General features: G+C 45.6%; 16 protein-coding genes. 14 read left to right on the top strand and 2 right to left on the bottom strand.

What is annotated here, in order from left to right; translation table 11 throughout:
- Nucleotides 1-6: 6 nt before the first annotated feature.
- Together OCV77_RS11025 and OCV77_RS11020 are read left to right on the top strand one after the other, a co-directional pair.
- Nucleotides 7-1,500 (top strand): glutamate synthase subunit beta, encoded by a 1,494-nt coding sequence (locus OCV77_RS11025; protein WP_262575135.1) that lies wholly within the window; start codon nucleotides 7-9, stop codon nucleotides 1,498-1,500.
- Nucleotides 1,501-1,965: 465 nt separating this feature from the next.
- Nucleotides 1,966-3,069, top strand: a complete 1,104-nt coding sequence (locus tag OCV77_RS11020) for a glycerate kinase (RefSeq protein WP_262575133.1) — start codon at nucleotides 1,966-1,968, stop codon at nucleotides 3,067-3,069.
- Nucleotides 3,070-3,163: 94 nt separating this feature from the next.
- Here OCV77_RS11020 and OCV77_RS11015 read toward each other — a convergent pair whose 3' ends face one another.
- Together OCV77_RS11015 and OCV77_RS11010 are read right to left on the bottom strand one after the other, a co-directional pair.
- Complete coding sequence (locus OCV77_RS11015) at nucleotides 3,164-3,874, bottom strand: lysophospholipid acyltransferase family protein (protein WP_262575132.1); 711 nt, start codon at nucleotides 3,872-3,874, stop codon at nucleotides 3,164-3,166.
- A 132-nt stretch (nucleotides 3,875-4,006) separates the two neighbouring features.
- Nucleotides 4,007-4,396 (bottom strand): DUF3783 domain-containing protein, encoded by a 390-nt coding sequence (locus OCV77_RS11010; protein WP_262575131.1) that lies wholly within the window; start codon nucleotides 4,394-4,396, stop codon nucleotides 4,007-4,009.
- 247 nt (nucleotides 4,397-4,643) lie between these two features.
- On the opposite strand from OCV77_RS11010, the gene OCV77_RS11005 reads away from it, so the two are divergent.
- The 12 genes from OCV77_RS11005 to clpX all read left to right on the top strand — a co-directional run bounded on the left by OCV77_RS11005 (nucleotide 4,644) and on the right by clpX (nucleotide 19,108).
- Nucleotides 4,644-5,330 carry a TIGR00266 family protein gene (locus OCV77_RS11005; protein WP_262575130.1) on the top strand — a complete coding sequence of 229 codons (687 nt, stop codon included), beginning with the start codon at nucleotides 4,644-4,646 and terminating at the stop codon, nucleotides 5,328-5,330.
- 90 nt (nucleotides 5,331-5,420) lie between these two features.
- Nucleotides 5,421-6,566, top strand: coding sequence for a lactaldehyde reductase (fucO, locus tag OCV77_RS11000; protein ID WP_262575129.1), 1,146 nt, complete (start codon nucleotides 5,421-5,423; stop codon nucleotides 6,564-6,566).
- Nucleotides 6,567-6,740: 174 nt separating this feature from the next.
- Nucleotides 6,741-7,670 carry a DUF1848 domain-containing protein gene (locus tag OCV77_RS10995; protein ID WP_262575128.1) on the top strand — a complete coding sequence of 310 codons (930 nt, stop codon included), beginning with the start codon at nucleotides 6,741-6,743 and terminating at the stop codon, nucleotides 7,668-7,670.
- A gap of 28 nt (nucleotides 7,671-7,698) precedes the next feature.
- Complete coding sequence (locus OCV77_RS10990) at nucleotides 7,699-9,306, top strand: spermidine synthase (protein ID WP_262575127.1); 1,608 nt, start codon at nucleotides 7,699-7,701, stop codon at nucleotides 9,304-9,306.
- A gap of 117 nt (nucleotides 9,307-9,423) precedes the next feature.
- Nucleotides 9,424-10,206, top strand: coding sequence for a conjugal transfer protein TraX (locus OCV77_RS10985; protein WP_262575126.1), 783 nt, complete (start codon nucleotides 9,424-9,426; stop codon nucleotides 10,204-10,206).
- Nucleotides 10,207-10,413: 207 nt separating this feature from the next.
- Nucleotides 10,414-11,739, top strand: a complete 1,326-nt coding sequence (locus OCV77_RS10980; RefSeq protein WP_262575199.1) for a putative DNA modification/repair radical SAM protein — start codon at nucleotides 10,414-10,416, stop codon at nucleotides 11,737-11,739.
- Nucleotides 11,721-12,515, top strand: coding sequence for a TIGR03915 family putative DNA repair protein (locus OCV77_RS10975; RefSeq protein ID WP_262575125.1), 795 nt, complete (start codon nucleotides 11,721-11,723; stop codon nucleotides 12,513-12,515). Before OCV77_RS10980 ends, OCV77_RS10975 begins: the two co-directional genes overlap by 19 nt.
- A 145-nt stretch (nucleotides 12,516-12,660) precedes the next feature.
- Nucleotides 12,661-12,888 (top strand): HPr family phosphocarrier protein, encoded by a 228-nt coding sequence (locus OCV77_RS10970; RefSeq protein ID WP_118798911.1) that lies wholly within the window; start codon nucleotides 12,661-12,663, stop codon nucleotides 12,886-12,888.
- Nucleotides 12,889-13,012: 124 nt separating this feature from the next.
- Entirely contained in the window at nucleotides 13,013-15,478 is a 2,466-nt protein-coding gene (locus tag OCV77_RS10965; RefSeq protein ID WP_262575124.1) for an ATP-dependent DNA helicase, read from the top strand.
- Between the two features lie 398 nt (nucleotides 15,479-15,876).
- Nucleotides 15,877-17,163, top strand: coding sequence for a trigger factor (gene tig / locus OCV77_RS10960; protein WP_262575123.1), 1,287 nt, complete (start codon nucleotides 15,877-15,879; stop codon nucleotides 17,161-17,163).
- Nucleotides 17,164-17,202: 39 nt separating this feature from the next.
- Nucleotides 17,203-17,793 (top strand): ATP-dependent Clp endopeptidase proteolytic subunit ClpP, encoded by a 591-nt coding sequence (clpP, locus tag OCV77_RS10955; protein ID WP_118798914.1) that lies wholly within the window; start codon nucleotides 17,203-17,205, stop codon nucleotides 17,791-17,793.
- A 55-nt stretch (nucleotides 17,794-17,848) separates the two neighbouring features.
- On the top strand, nucleotides 17,849-19,108 hold the full coding sequence (gene clpX / locus OCV77_RS10950) for an ATP-dependent Clp protease ATP-binding subunit ClpX (RefSeq protein ID WP_118798915.1): 1,260 nt from the start codon (nucleotides 17,849-17,851) through the stop codon (nucleotides 19,106-19,108).
- The last annotated feature ends 52 nt before the right edge of the window (nucleotides 19,109-19,160 follow it).

Genomic DNA, 19,160 nt, shown 5'->3' with positions numbered 1-19,160 from the left:
GTCACGATGGGAAAACCAACAGGATTTATGGATTATAAAAGAGAAGTATCAAAGGACGTAAAGCCTAAGGACAGGATTAAGAATTTTAATGAGTTCCATGAGCACCTCCCGAGAGAAAAGCAGCAGCTTCAGGGAGCAAGATGTATGGACTGCGGTGTGCCCTTCTGTCAGGCAGGAATGAATATCTGCGGAATGACAAGCGGCTGCCCCCTGCACAATCTGGTACCGGAATGGAATGACCTAGTTTATACCGGAAACTGGCAGCAGGCTTATAACCGTCTGAAAAAGACGAACAGCTTTCCGGAGTTTACCTCCCGTGTGTGCCCGGCGCTCTGTGAAGCAGCCTGCACCTGCAATCTGATCGGGGATCCGGTTGCCACGAAGGAAAATGAATATGCGATTATTGAGAATGCCTATGAAAAGGGCTATGCCGATCCGAAGCCTCCCAAGGTCCGGACAGGAAAGACGGTAGCAGTTGTAGGAAGCGGTCCTTCCGGACTTGCTGTTGCTGATCAGCTGAATAAAAGAGGCCACAGCGTAACGGTGTATGAGCGTTCTGACAGGGTTGGTGGACTTTTGATGTACGGAATCCCCAATATGAAGCTGGAGAAGCATATCGTAGACCGTAAGATCAAGGTCATGGAGGCAGAAGGCATCGTGTTTAAAACCGGTGTGGATGTCGGTAAGGATATTAAGGCAGAAAAGCTCTTGAAGGAGTATGACAGAGTCGTACTTGCCTGCGGTGCTTCTAATCCGAGAGATATTAGTGTACCGGGCAGGGATGCCAAGGGGATCTACTTTGCAGTAGACTTCCTGAAGGCCAATACGAAGAGCCTGCTGGATTCTGATTTTGAAGACAGGAAATATGTGGATACCAAGGGCAAAAATGTGGTTATCATTGGCGGTGGAGATACCGGAAATGACTGTGTGGGAACCAGCATCCGTCATGGCTGCAAGTCCGTAACACAGATCGAGATGATGCCAAAGGCTCCTGATACCAGAAGTGCCAGCAATCCCTGGCCGGAATGGCCAAAGATCTGCAAGACAGATTATGGCCAGGAGGAAGCTATCGCTGTATTTGGTCATGATCCCCGGATCTATGAGTCTACGGTGAAGGAATTTGTGAAGGATAAAAACGGCAGCCTTAAGGCAGTCAAGATCGTGAAGCTTTCCTGGGAGAAGGATCCTGCAAGCGGACGGATGAAGATGAGCGAGGTGCCGGGCTCCGAGCAGACTCTTCCCGCAGAGATCGTGCTGATCGCGGCAGGGTTCCTTGGAAGCCAGAAATATGTAACAGATGCGTTCCATGTAGATATCAATGAGAGAAGCAATGTGAAGACCGGCGCAGGTGCCTATGAAACCAGCGTGAAGAATGTCTTTACAGCCGGGGATATGCACAGAGGCCAGTCCCTTGTAGTATGGGCAATCCGTGAGGGCAGGGAAGCAGCAAGGGCTGTGGATGAAAGCCTGATGGGATATACCAATCTGATCGTGCAGTAAGAGTGTGGAAGTGAAGGTGGCTCTGCCTTTTAGCAGAGCCACCTTTTTTGATGCGCCTTGCGGCGCACGTCGCAGAGGTGCCGGAATCGGAAGATATTTCCGGAGGTCAGGGGCACCAAGTGTGTTTTCGGAGGTCAGGGGCACCAGATGTGTTTTCGGAGTTCAGGACCACCGGGAGTGTTTTCGGAGTTCAGGGGTATCAGGAAGGAAAATCTGCTGTGGTGCCCCGGAAACATTGAGATCAGAGGAAGGTTTTGGGTCAGGGGCACCAGAAAGGAAAATATGCTGTGGTGCCCCGAAAACTTCGCAGAGCGGGGCATCAGTAGGAAAAGTGCATGCAGATACCCCAAAAGGCAGTGAAATGAACGTAAAAATGACTGAGGTGGGGCATATGGGAAGAAAACATAGCCTGATGCCCCGGAGAATGATATGATGAAGTTATGAGCAGGAAAGGATGACTTTATTATGCAGAAAGTGATTGTGATTCCAGACAGTTTTAAAGGAAGTATGACATCGCAGGAAGTAACCGATATTCTGGCAGGATCCATAGAAGAACATTTGAAGTGTGAGGTTGTCAGACTTCCCATTGCAGATGGCGGAGAAGGAAGCATGGACTGTATTCTCCGGGCAAAGGGCGGAAGCAGGAAGACAGTGACAGTACATTCCCCGGAAGGAAAACTGATTGAGGCAGCCTATGGGATTCTTCCTGATGGAACGGCTGTCCTTGAAATTGCAGAAAGCAGCGGACTGACAAAGCAGACCGGATTTCGTGCACTGGAGGCCAGTACCTTTGGCTTTGGAGAACTGATAAGAGCGGCACTGGATGAAGGCTGTCGGAAGTTTTTCCTTTGTCTTGGAGGCAGTGCCACAACAGACTGCGGATGTGGGATGGCAGCAGCGCTTGGAATTACTTTCTTTGATAGAGATGGACGGTCATTTGTTCCGGCTGGAGGGACGCTGTCAGCGGTATCGAAAATAGAATGTTCGAGGCTGGATCAGCGGATCGGAGAGGCTGAATTTACGGTAATGAGTGATGTGACTAATCCCTTGTATGGACCTCTGGGAGCTGCCTATATTTATGCACCACAGAAGGGAGCAACGAAGGAAGAGGTTGCAGTCCTGGATGCTGGTCTGATCCACGTGGCAGAAGTGATAGAGCGTGACTGTCAGGCAATGCCGCCGGAGGCAGGAGCGGGGGCTGCAGGAGGTGCCGGATATGGATGTACGGCATTTCTAAGAGCAAAGACGGTCAGCGGCATTGAAGGTATGCTGGAGCTGTGTCAGTTTGATGCGCTTGTGAAAGACTGTGATCTGGTTGTAACCGGGGAAGGATGTCTGGATGAACAGAGCCTTATGGGAAAGGTTTTGAGTGGTATCAGGAAGCATGCCGGTAACAGGGAGATCGTTTCTTTCTGTGGTATCTGTAAAGTACCGGCAGAGGAACTTTGTAGAAATTGTGTAATTGCAGTGGAAATTGCCAGAGGGATTTCCATTCAGGAATCTATGGAGAAGGGGCAGTATTATCTGAAGCTTGCAGCAGATACTTATTTTAAGCGGTGGATGGGATAGAGCAACATTTATCTTAAGAGTTTATAGAACGGGGCATGAGGGATGAAATACATCTGTAATGCCCCGTAGAAAGTATGTCTGGCTGGCAGGAAGATCAGCTAGCCTTCTGGATCACAGAAATGATCTGGTTTCTTGTCAGATCAGAAATCTCCTTTGAGGTCATATCCTTGTAATCTTCATAGTACATGGGCTTCAGGAAGTGAACCTGTGTGCGTACCGGCTTTAAGCTGTTGACACCGAAGACCTTGTAGGAATCAATGAGAACGACAGGGACAATGGGGCGTCTGGCCTTCATGGCACATTTGAAGGCTCCGGGCAGGAAATCATGGACTTCGTTTCTGTTGTGGTCATAGCCGCCTTCCGGGAAAACGATATATCTTCTGCCGGAAGCAACCTCGGAAGCGACCTGAAGAACGGTGTTCACCTGTTTTCTCATGTCAGTCTTGTCAAGGCGGCTCCCCTTTAATAAAGAAACAAATTCCTTGGTCAGCGGCAGATCGGCCCGTTTGTCATCGATCATCATGGTGCAGGGTTTTTCGTGGGCGAAAATAATACCAAGCACGTCGTATTTGCCCTGATGATTGGGGTACATAACGTAGCCGCCGTCTTTTGGCAGATTTTCAAGACCGTAAACATCGGTCCGGATCATACCATTGAATTTCAGGATGGAAATAGCATTGCGGGCAATCTGGTACCGGACAGTTTCTGTGTATTTATCTCCGTGCTGTTCTACATAGCTGATGCGGATAAGATAATAAATAACGAATGGTAATGAGATACCAACTACATAACATATTCTGATCAAAAAACTTCACCCCTCAAATTTAGTACTGGGAAAATCATACCATATCAGACATTTCTTTTCAAGAAACGACTGAAAGCGCGGATATGGTGTGGGGATAAAGAAGTGTGTCTCAGAAAGGGAATGCAGTCTGTTTCAGATACCGGGATCTTTATGGAGCTGGTGGTGCTCCTTTAACAGCTCTTCTGCAAGATTTCCTGCATCCCAGAAAATGTTGACGGGTGTGATAACGGCTTTGCAGGCAATGGGAGAAATCCCCATTTTACGGTACTCAGCAAGGAACAGATCGATCTGCTCAGAGGTCATGCCGGAGAAGACAAGCATCTCAGCAGGAAGCTCCCTGCCAAGATAGACTGCATTTTTTCTTGCAAAACCTTCTATGCCGGCAAGATAGCCAAGTGACTGGGAATAATCGGTTCGCTGCACGGTTTTTACTGTGATAAAAAGCCTCTTACAGAGCTGGCGGATCTGCATTTCCTTTGTTTTTTCTATATGATATAATAGAATAACCTGAGTAAATGACATTTGAAAACTCCTTTTAAATCATGATAATCAGTTGTTGAGAAAAAGAATCATTTATAACCATTTCATTACTTACAGAATAGCAGAAAAATAGAAGTATGTGAAGCTGGCGGCATGTGGAAGAGAAATATGGCAAAGAAGTACGGGATAGAGGAAATGCTGTAACTGTCAGTATGAATGGTCAGGCAAGCTGCCCACGTAAGACACCGGAAGGAATAAAATAAAAGAAGGAAGGTAAAAGGAGAAGAGTATGCATTACAGAATATTTGGAACCCCTATGCCAGCAGTAACCTTGACTCTTGACAGGGGAGAAGAAATTTATACCCAGTCAGGTGGTATGATATGGATGTCAGAAGGATTTTCCATGGAAACCAATATGAAAGGCGGACTGCTTGGCGGTATTGGCAGGATGTTTGCCGGAGAGAGCCTCTTTCTGGCAACCTATGCGGCACAGCATGACAATGCAGAGATCACCATGGCATCCAGTTTTCCCGGAGAGATCAGGATGCTGGAGATAGGCAGTGGAAAGGAATACATTGCGCAGAAAAATGCTTTCCTCTGTGCGACAAAAAATGTGTCAGTGAGTGCATATGTTACCGGTGTAAAGGCGGGATTTTTCGGTGGTGAGGGTTTTATCCTTCAGAAGTATTCCGGCCAGGGTCTGGCATTTTTGGAACTGGATGGGACGATCGTGGAAAGGGAACTGGCACCGGGAGAGGTGATCAAGGTCAATACAGGCAATGTAGCTGCTTTTGAAACCAGCGTGGAATACTCTTCAGAAATGATAAAGGGTTTTGCCAATGTACTGTTTGGAGGGGAAGGACTGTTCCTTACGACATTGAAGGGACCGGGGAAGGTATGGCTGCAGACCATGAGCGCAGCAGGACTGGCACAGAGGATCATTCCTTATATACCGACTGGAAGATCATCCAATTAAAGAGGACTTCCTTTCCTCTGCATTTTCGATTATAATTGAAGCAGCAGGTAATAATTTTACCACAGAGAAGAGAAAGGAGATTTTTTACTTATGGCAAACAGAATTATGCTGAATCAGACCTCTTATCATGGAGCAGGGGCAATCGCAGAGATTGCAAATGAGGCAAAGGCACATGCTTTTCAGAAGGCGTTTGTGTGTTCTGACCCTGATCTGATCAAATTTGGAGTGACAGCAAAGGTAACAGAGCTTTTGGAAAAAGAAGGACTGGCTTATGAGATCTATTCCGATATCAAGGCAAATCCTACTATTGATAATGTAAAGAACGGTGTGGCAGCCTTTAAGGCTTCCGGCGCAGACTATATTATTGCAATCGGCGGAGGCTCTTCCATGGATACTTCCAAGGCGATCGGTATCATCATTGCCAATCCGGAGTTTGAAGATGTACGCAGCCTTGAGGGCGTAGCACCTACAAAGAAGCCCTGCATCCCGATCATAGCAGTTCCTACCACAGCAGGTACAGCAGCAGAGGTTACGATCAACTATGTTATTACTGATGTAGAGCGCAAGCGTAAGTTTGTCTGTGTAGATCCTCATGATATGCCGATCATCGCAGTTGTAGACCCGGAAATGATGGCTTCCATGCCTAAGGGACTGACGGCATCTACCGGTATGGATGCCCTGACTCATGCGATTGAAGGTTATACCACAAAGGCAGCATGGGAAATGACAGATATGTTCCATCTGAAAGCAATCGAGATCATTTCAAGATCTTTAAGAGGCGCTGTTGCCAATACCAAAGAAGGACGGGAAGGTATGGCACTTGGCCAGTATATTGCAGGTATGGGATTTTCCAATGTAGGACTTGGAATCGCACATTCCATGGCTCATACTTTGGGTGCTGTTTATGATACTCCTCATGGAGTTGCCTGTGCAATGATGCTTCCTATCGTTATGGAGTACAATGCAGACTGCACTGGCGAAAAATATCGTGAAATTGCCCGTGCCATGGGTGTTGAAGGCGTAGATCAGATGGATCAGGAGACTTACCGCAAGGCAGCAGTTGATGCTGTACGCAGGCTTTCTGAGGATGTAGGCATTCCGGCTAAACTGGAAGCACTGAAGGAGGAGGATCTTCCGTTCCTTGCAGAATCCGCTCATGCAGATGCGTGTGCACCGGGTAACCCGAAGGATGCCAGCATCGAAGATCTGACAGCACTGTTCCGCAAGCTGATGTAAGAAAATGTAATGTCCTGAATGGACAGAAGCAGAAATGACAGAAAGGTTCCCGGCTCCGTGTAAAACGCCGGGAGCCTTTTTTACAGATTCAACCAAAGGGGGATCCAGGAAAATCGGTAATCTGGTTTTAAAAAGATATAGCATGGCATCTTTGCTGGCAGAAAGGAATATGACATGATTCTGAATACAGGCAGCAGGACAGATATTCCGGCATATTTCAGTGACTGGTTTTACAAAAGGATCGAAGAAGGCTATGTGATGGTACGGAATCCCTATTATCCAGAACAGGTGACCAGATATGTGCTGAATCCATCTGTGGTGGATGTGCTGGTATTCTGTACGAAGAATCCGCAGCCGATGATAAGCAGGCTGGAACGTCTCAGTACTTATGACATGTTCTGGTTTGTTACGATCACGCCTTATGGCAGGGAGATAGAACCTTTCGTACCGCCCAAAGAGAAGGTAATTGAGAGTTTCCGGCAGTTATCGGAAATGACAGGCAGAGAGAAAATGAGCTGGCGTTATGATCCAGTTTTTATCACGGAAAAGTATTCTGTGGACTATCATATTGCCTGCTTCGCAGAAATGACAGAAAAACTCAGGGGATATACTGGTCAGTGTGTCGTCAGCTTTCTGGATCTTTATGAAAAGACAAAGCGGAACTTCAGGGAGGCAAGAGGGGTAACCAGGGATGAACAGGAGAGAATCATCGAAGCTTTTGCCGGGATTGCCGAAGCAAATGGAATGCAGATCCATCTCTGCTGTGAAAATCAGGCGCTGCTAAGATCTCATGTGGATGCGGACGGCTGCCTGTCACAGAAAGTTCTGGAGCGGGCCATCGGCTGTGGACTGCAGGTGCCAAAGAAGAAAACCGCCAGAGAGGCCTGCAGCTGTCTGCTTGGTGCTGATATTGGTGTTTACAATACCTGTGGACATGGATGCCTGTATTGCTATGCCAATTATGACCGGAAAAGTGTAGAAGAAAACAGAAAACGGCATGATGTGAACTCACCACTTCTGATCGGTCATCTGAAGGAAACAGATCATGTGAAAGAGGCACAGCAGAAGAGCTTTAAAGATACCCAGATGAGACTATTTCTCTGATTTATGCAGGAAAGGAAAACAGACAGAAATGAAGAACAGTATTTTGAAAAACAGGCTATATCTGTATCTGACAGAATTTTTCGCAGGAATGTCAGTTATGGCAGTAGAGCTTGGAGCAAGCAGACTGCTGGCGCCCTATTTCAGCTCTTCCCAGATCGTATGGACGATCATTATAGGAACAATCATGATCGCAATGGCGCTTGGCAACCTGTATGGAGGAAAGGCAGCCGATAAGGATCCGAATCCGGATAAACTTTATGGACGTATTATCATCGCAGCATTGTGGATCGCAGCCATACCGGTTGTCGGCAAATATATCATTATCGGAATATCAGCACTGCTGATCTTTACCGTAAACAGTAACTTCCTTATCATAGCCGGATTTGTGGCATGCATGGTGATCTTTGTATTTCCGCTGTTTCTGCTTGGAACCGTGACACCGTCTTTGGTAAAGTTTTCAGTGGACAGTCTGGATGACAGTGGAAGCGTAGTTGGAAAGCTGAATGCTTCCAATACCATAGGAAGCATTATCGGGACCTTTGTACCGACCTTTATCAGTATCCCGGCAGTGGGAACCTCGATCACATTTCTGATCTTTGCAGGTATTTTGCTGTTGCTGGCTGTTATTTATTTTGTGAGTACCAGAGGAAATTTTACCGGGGCCAGGAGGGTGCCGATTAGTATTGTAATATTTCTGATCTGCTGCCTTCTTGGCCATAACAACAGCTTTGCTTTCTGGCAAAGCAATCTTACCTATGAGGGGGAGTCAATTTACAATTATCTGCAGGTATATGAAAATGACAGGGAAGTAGTGCTTTCTACCAATGTTCTGTTCGGCGTGCAGTCGGTGTACCTGAAGGATAAAGGGCTGACCGGTATGTATTATGATTATGCCATGGCTGCCCCTTATATGGCGGGTGTGAAGGAAAAGGACAGACTGGATATCCTGATCCTTGGAAATGGAACCGGGACCTATGCTACCCAGTGTGAGCGGTATTTTAACAATACGTCCATCAAAGGGGTAGAGATTGATGAGAAGATCACGAAGCTTGCCAGAAAGTACTTTGAACTGCCGGAAGATGTGGAAGTCACGACCTATGACGGAAGAGCATATCTGAATGTGATCAGTGAAAAGTATGACGTGATCATGGTGGATGCTTATCAGGATATTACCATACCGTTCCAGATGTCTACCGTGGAGTTTTTTACCATGGTAAAGGAGCACCTGAAGGATGAGGGTGTCATGGTCGTCAATATGAACATGCACAGTGGTGCTGAGGGAAATATCAACGAGTATCTGGCAGACACTATTTCTGAGGTGTTTGATCAGGTCTGCACGGTAGATGTGAGCGGATCTACAAACCGGGAGCTGTTTGCCTCTGACAATGCGGATATGCTGCAAACCTACAGGCTCAATGTAGCACTGGAGCAGGATGGTGATCTGACAGCCATGATGGGAAGGATCGGGGATCATCTGGAGACTTACGAAGCAGGTGGTCACATCATGACGGATGATAAGGCACCGGTAGAGCTTCTTGGAATGCGTGTAATTGATGAACTGATCCAGAACGAGGTGTCCTATTACAAGACCATTTATCAGGAGAAAGGAATACGGGGCCTGATCGATCTGCTTTGAAAATGAGGGGATCTCAGATAAATTGACTCACGGAAATGCAGCATGGCATCAGCTGCGGCTGAGATTTTGAGATGGGTATGCAGAAAGAGAATGTACCTATTATAATAAGGGGGATATATGGAAAACGAAATCAGAAAAAAGGGCTTTTCCGGATTTTCAGGAAACCAGCTTAAGATATTTGCAATTATTGCCATGACAATGGATCATCTGGCAGCTACGATATGGCCAGGGTATGATAATAAGGCATGGTGGCTGCTGTGCATTCATCTGATCGGAAGACTGGCGGCACCAACCATGTGGTTTATGGTTGCAGAGGGATATCATTATACCAGAAATTTCAGAAAGTATCTGCAAAGACTGTTTATCTTCGCAGTGCTGGCGCATTTTGCCTATAATTTCTGCTTCGGCATTTCACCAATACCGTTCAGGGGTTCCGTGCTGAACCAGACCAGTGTGATCTGGCCGCTTTTCCTGGCAGCCATTGGCCTGTATATTTATGATGATGAAAAAAGAAGCTTTCCACTGAAAAACTGGCAGAAGACAGCAATATTGCTTGTACTGTGCCTGCTGGCATTCCCTTCAGACTGGTCCTGCTTCCCGGTGCTCTGTACCCTGCATATATATCAGAACAGAGGGAACTTAAGAAAACAGGTGCTTGGTATGGTCGCCTATATTTCCATGTATGTTATCGTCTGGTGCCTGTGCATTGACGTGGTATACGGCCTGATCCAGTTTGGCATCATCATCGTCTGGCCATTTATGCACTTCTATAATGGAACCAGAGGAAAAGGCAGATGGATGAAGTGGTTTTTCTATGTGTTCTATGTGGGCCACCTGGTTCTATGCGGTATTTTAAGACTGATCCTGCATAGCAATGCGACAACGATCGTCGGTGGCTGAGTCTGCAAAGAAAATAGAACAAATGTTCATGTAATTGCTTGTAAAAAACCATATGCTGTGATAGAATGGAATCAGAACAAACGTTCTGATTCTTTTTTTAGGAGCCAAAGTAATATGAAGCAGCTTCCGGCAGAGATCGCAGTGGGTGGTACCAGGACAGCAGGTTGTGATATAGAGATCATGACACATGAAAAAGTACCCTGTATTATGAAGGAACAGGAGAATATGAGTATCAGTGAGAAGCTGAACATTCTTGCAGATGCGGCCAAGTATGATGTTTCCTGCTCCTCCAGTGGTGTAGAGAGAAGGGGAGACGGCAGGGGGATCGGGAATTCTTCCAGAGCCGGGATCTGCCACAGCTTTGGGGCAGACGGAAGGTGTATCTCGCTTCTGAAGATCCTGTTTACGAATGAATGCATTTTTGACTGCAAATACTGTATGAACCGGAAATCCAATGATGTCAGGAGAGCCTGCTTTACACCGGAGGAGGTCTGCGATCTGACGATCCAGTTCTACCGAAGGAATTATATAGAGGGGTTGTTCTTAAGCTCTGGTATTATCAACAATCCTACCTATACGATGGAGCAGCTTTACAGGACAGTATATCTGCTGCGCACCAGATATTACTTTCAGGGTTATATCCATGTGAAAGCAATTCCCGGTGCTGATGCACAAATTGTGGAGCAGATGGGGCTTCTGGCTGACAGGATGAGTGTGAATCTGGAGCTGCCTACTGCAGAAGGACTTTCAAGGCTGGCTCCCAATAAGCACAGGAAGAATATTCTGACACCCATGCGGCAGATCCAGCAGGGAATCACACAGAATAAGGAAGAGCTTATGGTGTACCGCCATGCAAAGAGCTTCGTACCGGCAGGACAGTCCACACAGATGATCATAGGAGCCACACCGGAGAGTGATTATCAGCTTCTGATGGTGGCAGAGAAGCTGTATCAGAGGTTTGATCTGAAAAGAGTATATTATTCCGCCTTTGTCAATGTGAATGAAGATAAGGATCTGCCATCACTGCCGGGAGGACCGCCGCTCCTGCGTGAGCACCGTTTATACCAGGCGGACTGGCTGCTCCGGTTTTATGGTTTTGAGGCTGGGGAACTGTTAAGTGAGCAGAAGCCAAATTTCAATGTGCTGATCGATCCTAAGGCAGATTGGGCACTGCGGCATCTGGAGTATTTCCCGGTGGAGATCAATCGGGCAGACTATCAGTCGATCCTGCGGGTTCCCGGGATCGGAGTGAAGAGTGCACAGCGGATCGTGAAGGCCAGGAGAAGCGGAAATCTTAATTTTGAGCATCTGAAGAAGATAGGGGTTGTGCTGAAGCGGGCACTGTTTTTTATTACCTGCAATGGAAAGACCATGTACCCGATCAGGATGAATGAGGATTATATTACCAGAAATCTGATCTCCAATGAGCAGGGGAGAAGACCGTCTCCTGACGGGCTGACCTATAAGCAGCTTTCTCTGTTTGACGATTATCACATGGGAGAGGAGGAATCACAGTGGAAGAGTATTATCTGATCTGTGAAGATTCCCTGGAAGGGATCTTCTCCGGGGTTTATCAGGCCTATCTCCAGAAATGTCCACTGGAAAGAGTACATCTGATCGCAGGGGAGGAAGAGAATTACCGGCTGTTTGCTGTATATAAGAGGTGTGAGAGCAGCAGGGAGCATGCAGAAAAGGTAGGACGAACATTAAAGCGGGAACTGGGAGAGGAAGGATATTACAGGATTTGCAGGACACTTGCTTCCTATGAAGCTGATAAGGCAGAAGCGGTCTTTCGTACCATAGTGATGGCTCTTCATAGGAAAACAGGAGGAAAAATACTGGAGGATCTGAAGGATCCTTATATCAGGCGTGTATTTGAGCTTGACCGGACGGTAGGAAATGAAACTCATTCCCATATAGAATTTATTCGTTTCCGGGAGCTTGCAGACGGTGTTTTGTACGCACAGATCAGTCCGAAGAACCATATTCTGACTTTTCTGATGCCTCATTTTACAGACCGGTTTCCTTTGGAAAATTTTGTGATCCATGATATTGGAAGAAATCTGTTTGCGGTACATCCGGCAGAAAGGGAATATGTGATGGTATCCGGACAGGAAGAATGGAAACTGCCTGATACCTTTTCGGAGGGAGAAGAGAAATACAGTGAACTGTTCACAGAGTTCTTTCATACCATAGCTATAAAGGAAAGGACCAATTCAGAATTACAGCGGGGAATGCTGCCTGTCCGCTACCGGAAATATATGACAGAGTTTAACAGAGGAAATACAGGGAATACTGCAAATAAGTAGGACTTTAAATTTAGCCTTATGTACTAAAAAAAATACTTTACAAAAGCTTATCCGGATGATAATATTTGTCAAAAATGAAGAAAAAACGTTTTCTTTGTTACTTTGTTGTTTATGGATTGATCCATAGAAAGAGAAAGGTGATACTATGAGAACTCATAAAATCAGATTGAGAGTGGATGAAGTAAAGGATTTTGTTGCAGCAGCTACCAGATGTGATTTTGATATTGATATATCCTATAACAGATTTGTAGTTGACGCAAAGTCGATCGTAGGTGTACTCGGACTGGACCTGAATCAGATCCTTACCGTTTCCTACAATGGCTATGATCAGGAATTTGAAGATTATTTGAATCATTTTGCACTTGCCTGTTGAGTGGATTTACAGACAGGTAGACAATAGCAGTCTGATTGACTCCCTATGAAGGATAGCGTACTATCTTTATAGGGAGTTATTTTTATAGTCAGGAATGCAGCAAACAGAAGCAGGAGCATAAGGAATGACAGAGGTGCATGTTTCCGTCAGAAATCTGGTGGAATTTATTCTGCGGAGCGGAGATATTGACAATCGAAAAGGGCGTGCCAGAGATAATGCCATGCAGGAGGGTGGACGGATCCACCGTATGATACAGCGGCGGATGGGCTCTTCCTATCATGCGGAGGTTGCTCTGCGCTATACAGCTGACATGGAAGAGTACAGCATAGTTGTGGAAGGCAGAGCTGATGGCATTATAATAGAAGAAACAGGTGAGGTCAGTGCAGTACCGGAGCTGTCTACGGTGGAAATAAAGCCGGCTTATACGGATCTTGTGACTGCTACGGTCGATGAAATCAAGGGAACCTACCGGGAGATACATAAGATCAGGGAAGCCGTGCCGGTGCATCTTGCACAGGCAAAATGTTATGCAGCTATCTATGGAATACAGAATAGACTGCGGCGGATCCGGGTACGGATGACGTATTGTAATATGGAAACGGAGGAACTGAAATATTTTCATTTTGAATATGATGTCAGAGAACTGCAAAACTGGTTCCTGGATCTGATACAGGAATATAAGAAATGGGCTGACTTTCAGTTCCAGTGGGAGAAGACCCGGACAGCATCGATTAAGGAGCTGAAATTCCCTTTTCCCTACAGGGAGGGACAGAAGGATCTTGTCACTTATGTCTATAGAACTATTTATCATAAGAGAAAACTGTTTGTAGAAGCACCGACTGGTGTGGGAAAGACGATCTCTACACTGTTTCCAGCAGTGAAAGCCATGGGAGAAGGAATGGGAGATAAGATTTTCTACCTGACAGCGAAGACAATTACAAGGACAGTGGCAGAGAATACCATTGTCCTTATGAGAGAAAAAGGACTGAAGCTGAAATCTGTAGTATTGACCGCGCGGGATAAGATATGCTTTATGGAGGAAAGTCAGTGTAATCCGGACTTTTGCCCATATGCCAAGGGACATTTTGACAGAGTGAATGAGGCTCTGTATGATATGTTGACTCATACGGACAATTACAGCAGAGGAGAGATCGAGAGCTATGCCAGGAAGCATCAGGTCTGTCCTTTTGAGTTCTGTCTGGATATGAGCCTGTTTGCGGATGTGGTGATCGGGGATTATAATTACTTATTTGATCCTCATGTATACCTGAAGCGGTTTTTTGCAGAAGGGGTTCAGGAGAATTATATCTTTCTGATAGATGAGGCACACAATCTGGTGGAACGGGGACGGGAAATGTATTCGGCTGCCCTGATCAAGGAGGATTTTCTTGCCATGAAGAGGCTCTGTAAGGAGTACAGTACAAGGATCTGTCATCAGCTTGACAGGTGTAACAAAGAGCTTCTTGCATTGAAACGAAACTGTGCCGGTTACAGATATGAGGATGAGAGCAGCATAGCAGCATTTGTCAGGGCACTGAACAGTCTGTCTTCAGCTATTGATGATTATCTGGATGACCATGAAGAGAGCCCGGTGAAAGCAGAGCTTACCGAATTTTACTTTAGAGTATCGCATTTTCTTATGATCCATGAGGATCTGGATGAACATTATGAGATCTATACGAAGCTGGATGAGGAGGGAAATTTTCGGATCCGCCTGTTCTGTGTCAATCCAGGGAAAAAACTGGCAGAATGTATGCAGAGGGGCAGGAGCAGTATCCTCTTTTCGGCCACACTTCTGCCGATTCAGTATTACAAAAAGCTGCTGGGAGCAGAGGAAAAGGACTATGAAGTATATGCCAGATCCATATTTGAACCGGAGAAACGAGGACTTTTTATTGCATCCGATGTGACCAGCAGATATAAAAGGCGGTCAGAAGAGGAATATTATAAAATTGCGTCCTATATCCATAGGATCATAACCGGAAAAAGGGGAAATTATATGGCTTTTTTTCCATCCTATGCTTTTATGAACCAGGTACTGGATCAGTATGAACAGCATTTTGCCACAGAGGACGGGGCTGAGTGTCTGAAACAGGAAGAATATATGAATGAAGAGAGCAGAGAGGGGTTCCTCACAAGATTTGAAGGGGAGAAAGAATCAGGACATGCGCATACTCTGATCGGCTTCTGTGTACTTGGCGGTATTTTCAGCGAGGGGATTGATCTGAAAAATGACAGTCTGATAGGAGCTGTGATCGTAGGAACCGGATTGCCCCTTGTGTGCAGTGAAAGGGAGATCCTGAAGAATTATTTTGAAAAGCAGGGAGATGACGGTTTTGATTATGCGTACCGTTATCCTGGCATGAATAAGGTATTGCAGGCGGCAGGACGGGTGATCCGCACAGCAGAGGATATTGGAATTGTTGCCCTTCTGGATGACAGATTTCTCACGGAAACTTATTTACGGATGTTCCCGAGAGAGTGGAAAACCTTTGAAAGAGTGTCCCTGCAGCAGATAGAAAAGAAAATTTCTGATTTCTGGGAAGAAAAAGGATGGAGCAGCACAGAAATGCAGGAAATTGAAAAATGAAAGAGAAAAACATAAAATGACGTCATTCCAATCTCAAAAAGACAGAGCAGTTATTTGTAAATGACATGTGTGTCATTGTGGATAACTTTGTGGAAATGGGGGATTTCTCAGTTTTTCAAAAAGTCAAGAGGAAAAAATAAAAATGTTTTTCAGATAAAATCTGCAGGAAGCAGAATTCAAAAATGAAAAAATACCAATTTAGTCAACAAAAAGGGGCTGAAAATTGACCAGATGAGTATTTCTCTGAAAAACAGGGAATTATGCACAGTTACTGAAAAAAAAGTGGTATTTTCATCTGGCCTGTGATATAATCGTACAATGACTGTGAGTATGCGAAAATTTATGCAGTAATGAAAAAGAAGTTACTCAGATATATTTTTTAAGGAGGATGTACCAGAATGAGCGTACAGGTAGAAAAATTAGAAAAGAACATGGCGAAGCTTACCATTGAGGTTGCGCCGGAAGAGCTGGAAAAGGCAATTGAGGGAGCTTATCAGAAGAATAAGAGCAAGATCAGCGTTCCCGGATTCAGGAAGGGTAAAGTACCCCGCCAGATGATCGAGAGAATGTATGGCAAGGAAGTATTTTATGAAGATGCAGTGAATGCACTGATCCCTGAAGCATATGAAAAGGCAGTTGACGAGTGTGAGGAAGAGATCGTATCCTCCCCCAAGATCGAGGTTGCACAGGTAGAGGCAGGCAAGCCTTTTATCTTTACTGCAGAGGTAGCATTAAAGCCGGAAGTAAAGCTTGGCAAATACAAGGGTGTCAAGGTTGAGAAGGCTGACACAGAAGTAACTGATGAAGAAGTAGATAAGGAAATCGATAAGGAAAGGGAAAGCAACGCCAGAAATATTGATGTTACAGACAGAGCTGTAAAGGATGGCGATATTGTAACTCTTGATTTTGAAGGATTTGTTGATGGAACTGCATTCGAAGGCGGCAAGGGAGAGAATTATCCTCTTACCATCGGATCCGGAACCTTTATCCCCGGATTTGAAGAACAGCTTGTTGGCGCTGAGATCGGCAAGGAGACAGAAGTAAATGTAACCTTCCCTGAAGATTATCAGGCAGAAGACTTAAAGGGAAAGGCAGCTGTATTCAAATGTACCGTTAAGGAGATTAAGGAGAAGGAGCTTCCCACACTGGATGATGAGTTTGCAAGCGAAGTTTCCGAGTTCGAGACACTTGCTGAATATAAGGCAGATATAAGGGGCAGACTGGAAGAAAGAAAAGCAAAGGCTGCAAGAGAGGCAAAGGAAGCAGCAGTTATCGAAGAGATCATCAAGGATTCCGATATGGAAATTCCTGAAGCCATGATCGAGACACAGCAGAGACAGATGATCGATGAGTTCGCTCAGAGAATCCAGATGCAGGGACTTACCCTTGAGCAGTACTTCCAGTTTACAGGTGCTTCCTATGACCAGATGATCGAGCAGGTGAAGCCTCAGGCTGAGAAGAGAATCCAGTCCAGACTTGTTCTTGAGGCAGTTGCTGCAGCAGAGAAGATCGAAGCTACAGAAGAAGACTACGAAGAAGAATTAAAGTCCATGGCAGAAGCATACCAGATGGAAGTAGACAAGGTAAAGGAACTGCTTCCTGAGAAGAGCGTTCAGCAGATCAAAGAGGATATCGCAGTAAAGAAGGCAGCAGAGTTTGTCGTAGACAACGCTAAGGAGAAATAAATCAGTTTTTTCGGTGTCGTCTGAAAGGAGAAGATAAGAATGAGTTTAGTGCCTTATGTCATTGAACAGACAAGCCGTGGTGAGCGGTCTTATGACATTTATTCAAGACTGTTAAAGGAAAGGATCATTTTCCTCGGGGAAGAGGTCAATGAAGTAACGGCAAGTCTGATCGTTGCACAGATGCTTTTTCTTGAGGCGGAGGATCCTGAAAAGGATATTCAGTTTTATATCAACAGCCCCGGCGGAAGCGTAACTGCCGGTATGGCTATTTACGATACCATGCAGTATGTGAAATGTGATGTTTCTACCTATTGTATGGGTATGGCAGCCAGTATGGGAGCTTTCCTCCTTGCCGGTGGAACCAAGGGAAAGAGACTTGCTCTTCCCAATGCAGAGATCATGATCCATCAGCCTCTTGGCGGCGCACAGGGTCAGGCAACAGAAATTGAGATCGCAGCAAGACATATCCTGCAGACCAAGGAAAAGCTAAATAAAATCCTGGCAGCCAATACAGGCAGGGATTATGATGTGATCGCAGCAGATACAGAAAGAGATAACTGGATGACTGCTGAAGAAGCGAAGGAATACGGACTGATCGACAGAGTGGTATATAAGCGTGGAGAACAGTAATTCCTTTGTGGATACGTGCGTAGCCGGCACAGAAAATTGAGGAAGGAAATCAGAAATGGCAGGCAAGAATACTGACAATATCAGGTGCTCATTTTGTAATAAGACACAAAGTCAGGTAAAGAAAATGATTGCAGGTCCCGCAGGGGTATATATCTGTGATGAATGTGTATCTATCTGTTCCGATATCGTTGAGGAAGAATACGAAGAAACAGAGCTGCAGGAAGAAGGGGAAATGGAGATCAATCTGCTCAAACCGGTAGAGATCAAGAATTTCCTCGATGAATATGTGATCGGGCAGGATGAAGCTAAAAAGGTGCTGGCAGTTGCTGTATACAATCACTATAAGAGAGTTATGGCACCGAAGGATCCTGATGATGTGGAATTGCAGAAGAGCAATATTATTATGATGGGACCTACCGGTTCCGGAAAAACCTACCTTGCTCAGACACTGGCGAAGATCATCAATGTACCTTTTGCAATTGCAGATGCGACCACATTGACAGAAGCCGGATATGTGGGTGAAGATGTGGAGAACATTCTTCTGAAGCTGATCCAGGCAGCAGATTATGATGTGGAAAAGGCACAGCTTGGTATCATTTATATTGATGAAATCGACAAGATCACCAAGAAAAGTGAAAATGTATCTATTACAAGAGATGTATCAGGAGAAGGTGTCCAGCAGGCACTGCTGAAGATCGTAGAAGGAACGGTAGCAAGTGTACCGCCTCAGGGGGGAAGAAAGCACCCACACCAGGAACTGATACAGATTGATACTACTAATATTCTGTTTATCTGCGGTGGTGCGTTTGACGGCCTTGAGAAAATCGTAGAGAACAGACTGAACCGTAATTCGATTGGTTTTGATGCGGAGATCGCAGATAAGAAGACACAGGAGATCAGTGAAATGCTGAAGGAGGTAACTCCTCAGGATCTTGTGAAATTTGGGCTGATCCCCGAGTTTGTTGGACGTGTGCCGATCAGTGTATCTCTGGAAGGACTGGATGAGGATGCACTGATCCGGATCCTGAAGGAACCTAAGAATGCACTTGTAAAGCAGTATCAGAAGCTGTTTGAGCTGGATGATGTGAAGCTCACCTTTGAAGAGGATGCGATCAGAGCGATTGCAAAACAGGCATTTGAGCGGAAGACCGGAGCCAGAGGTCTGCGTTCTATTATGGAAAAGGTAATGATGGATGTCATGTTTAATATTCCTTCAGATGATACCATTGAAGAGTGTGTGATCACGAAGGAAGCGGTGGATGGAACGAGCAAGCCACTTGTCATTCATCAGGAACACATGCAAAAAGCAAAATAAAGATGCGCCGCCTGTTTATGGCGGCGTTTTTTGCAAAAATGTTATTTTAAGG

This window comes from Suilimivivens aceti (assembly GCF_025567405.1).
GTDB lineage: Bacteria > Bacillota > Clostridia > Lachnospirales > Lachnospiraceae > Suilimivivens > Suilimivivens aceti.
Note: the sequence above shows the minus strand (reverse complement) of the source record. Positions and strands in the feature narration are given on the sequence as shown.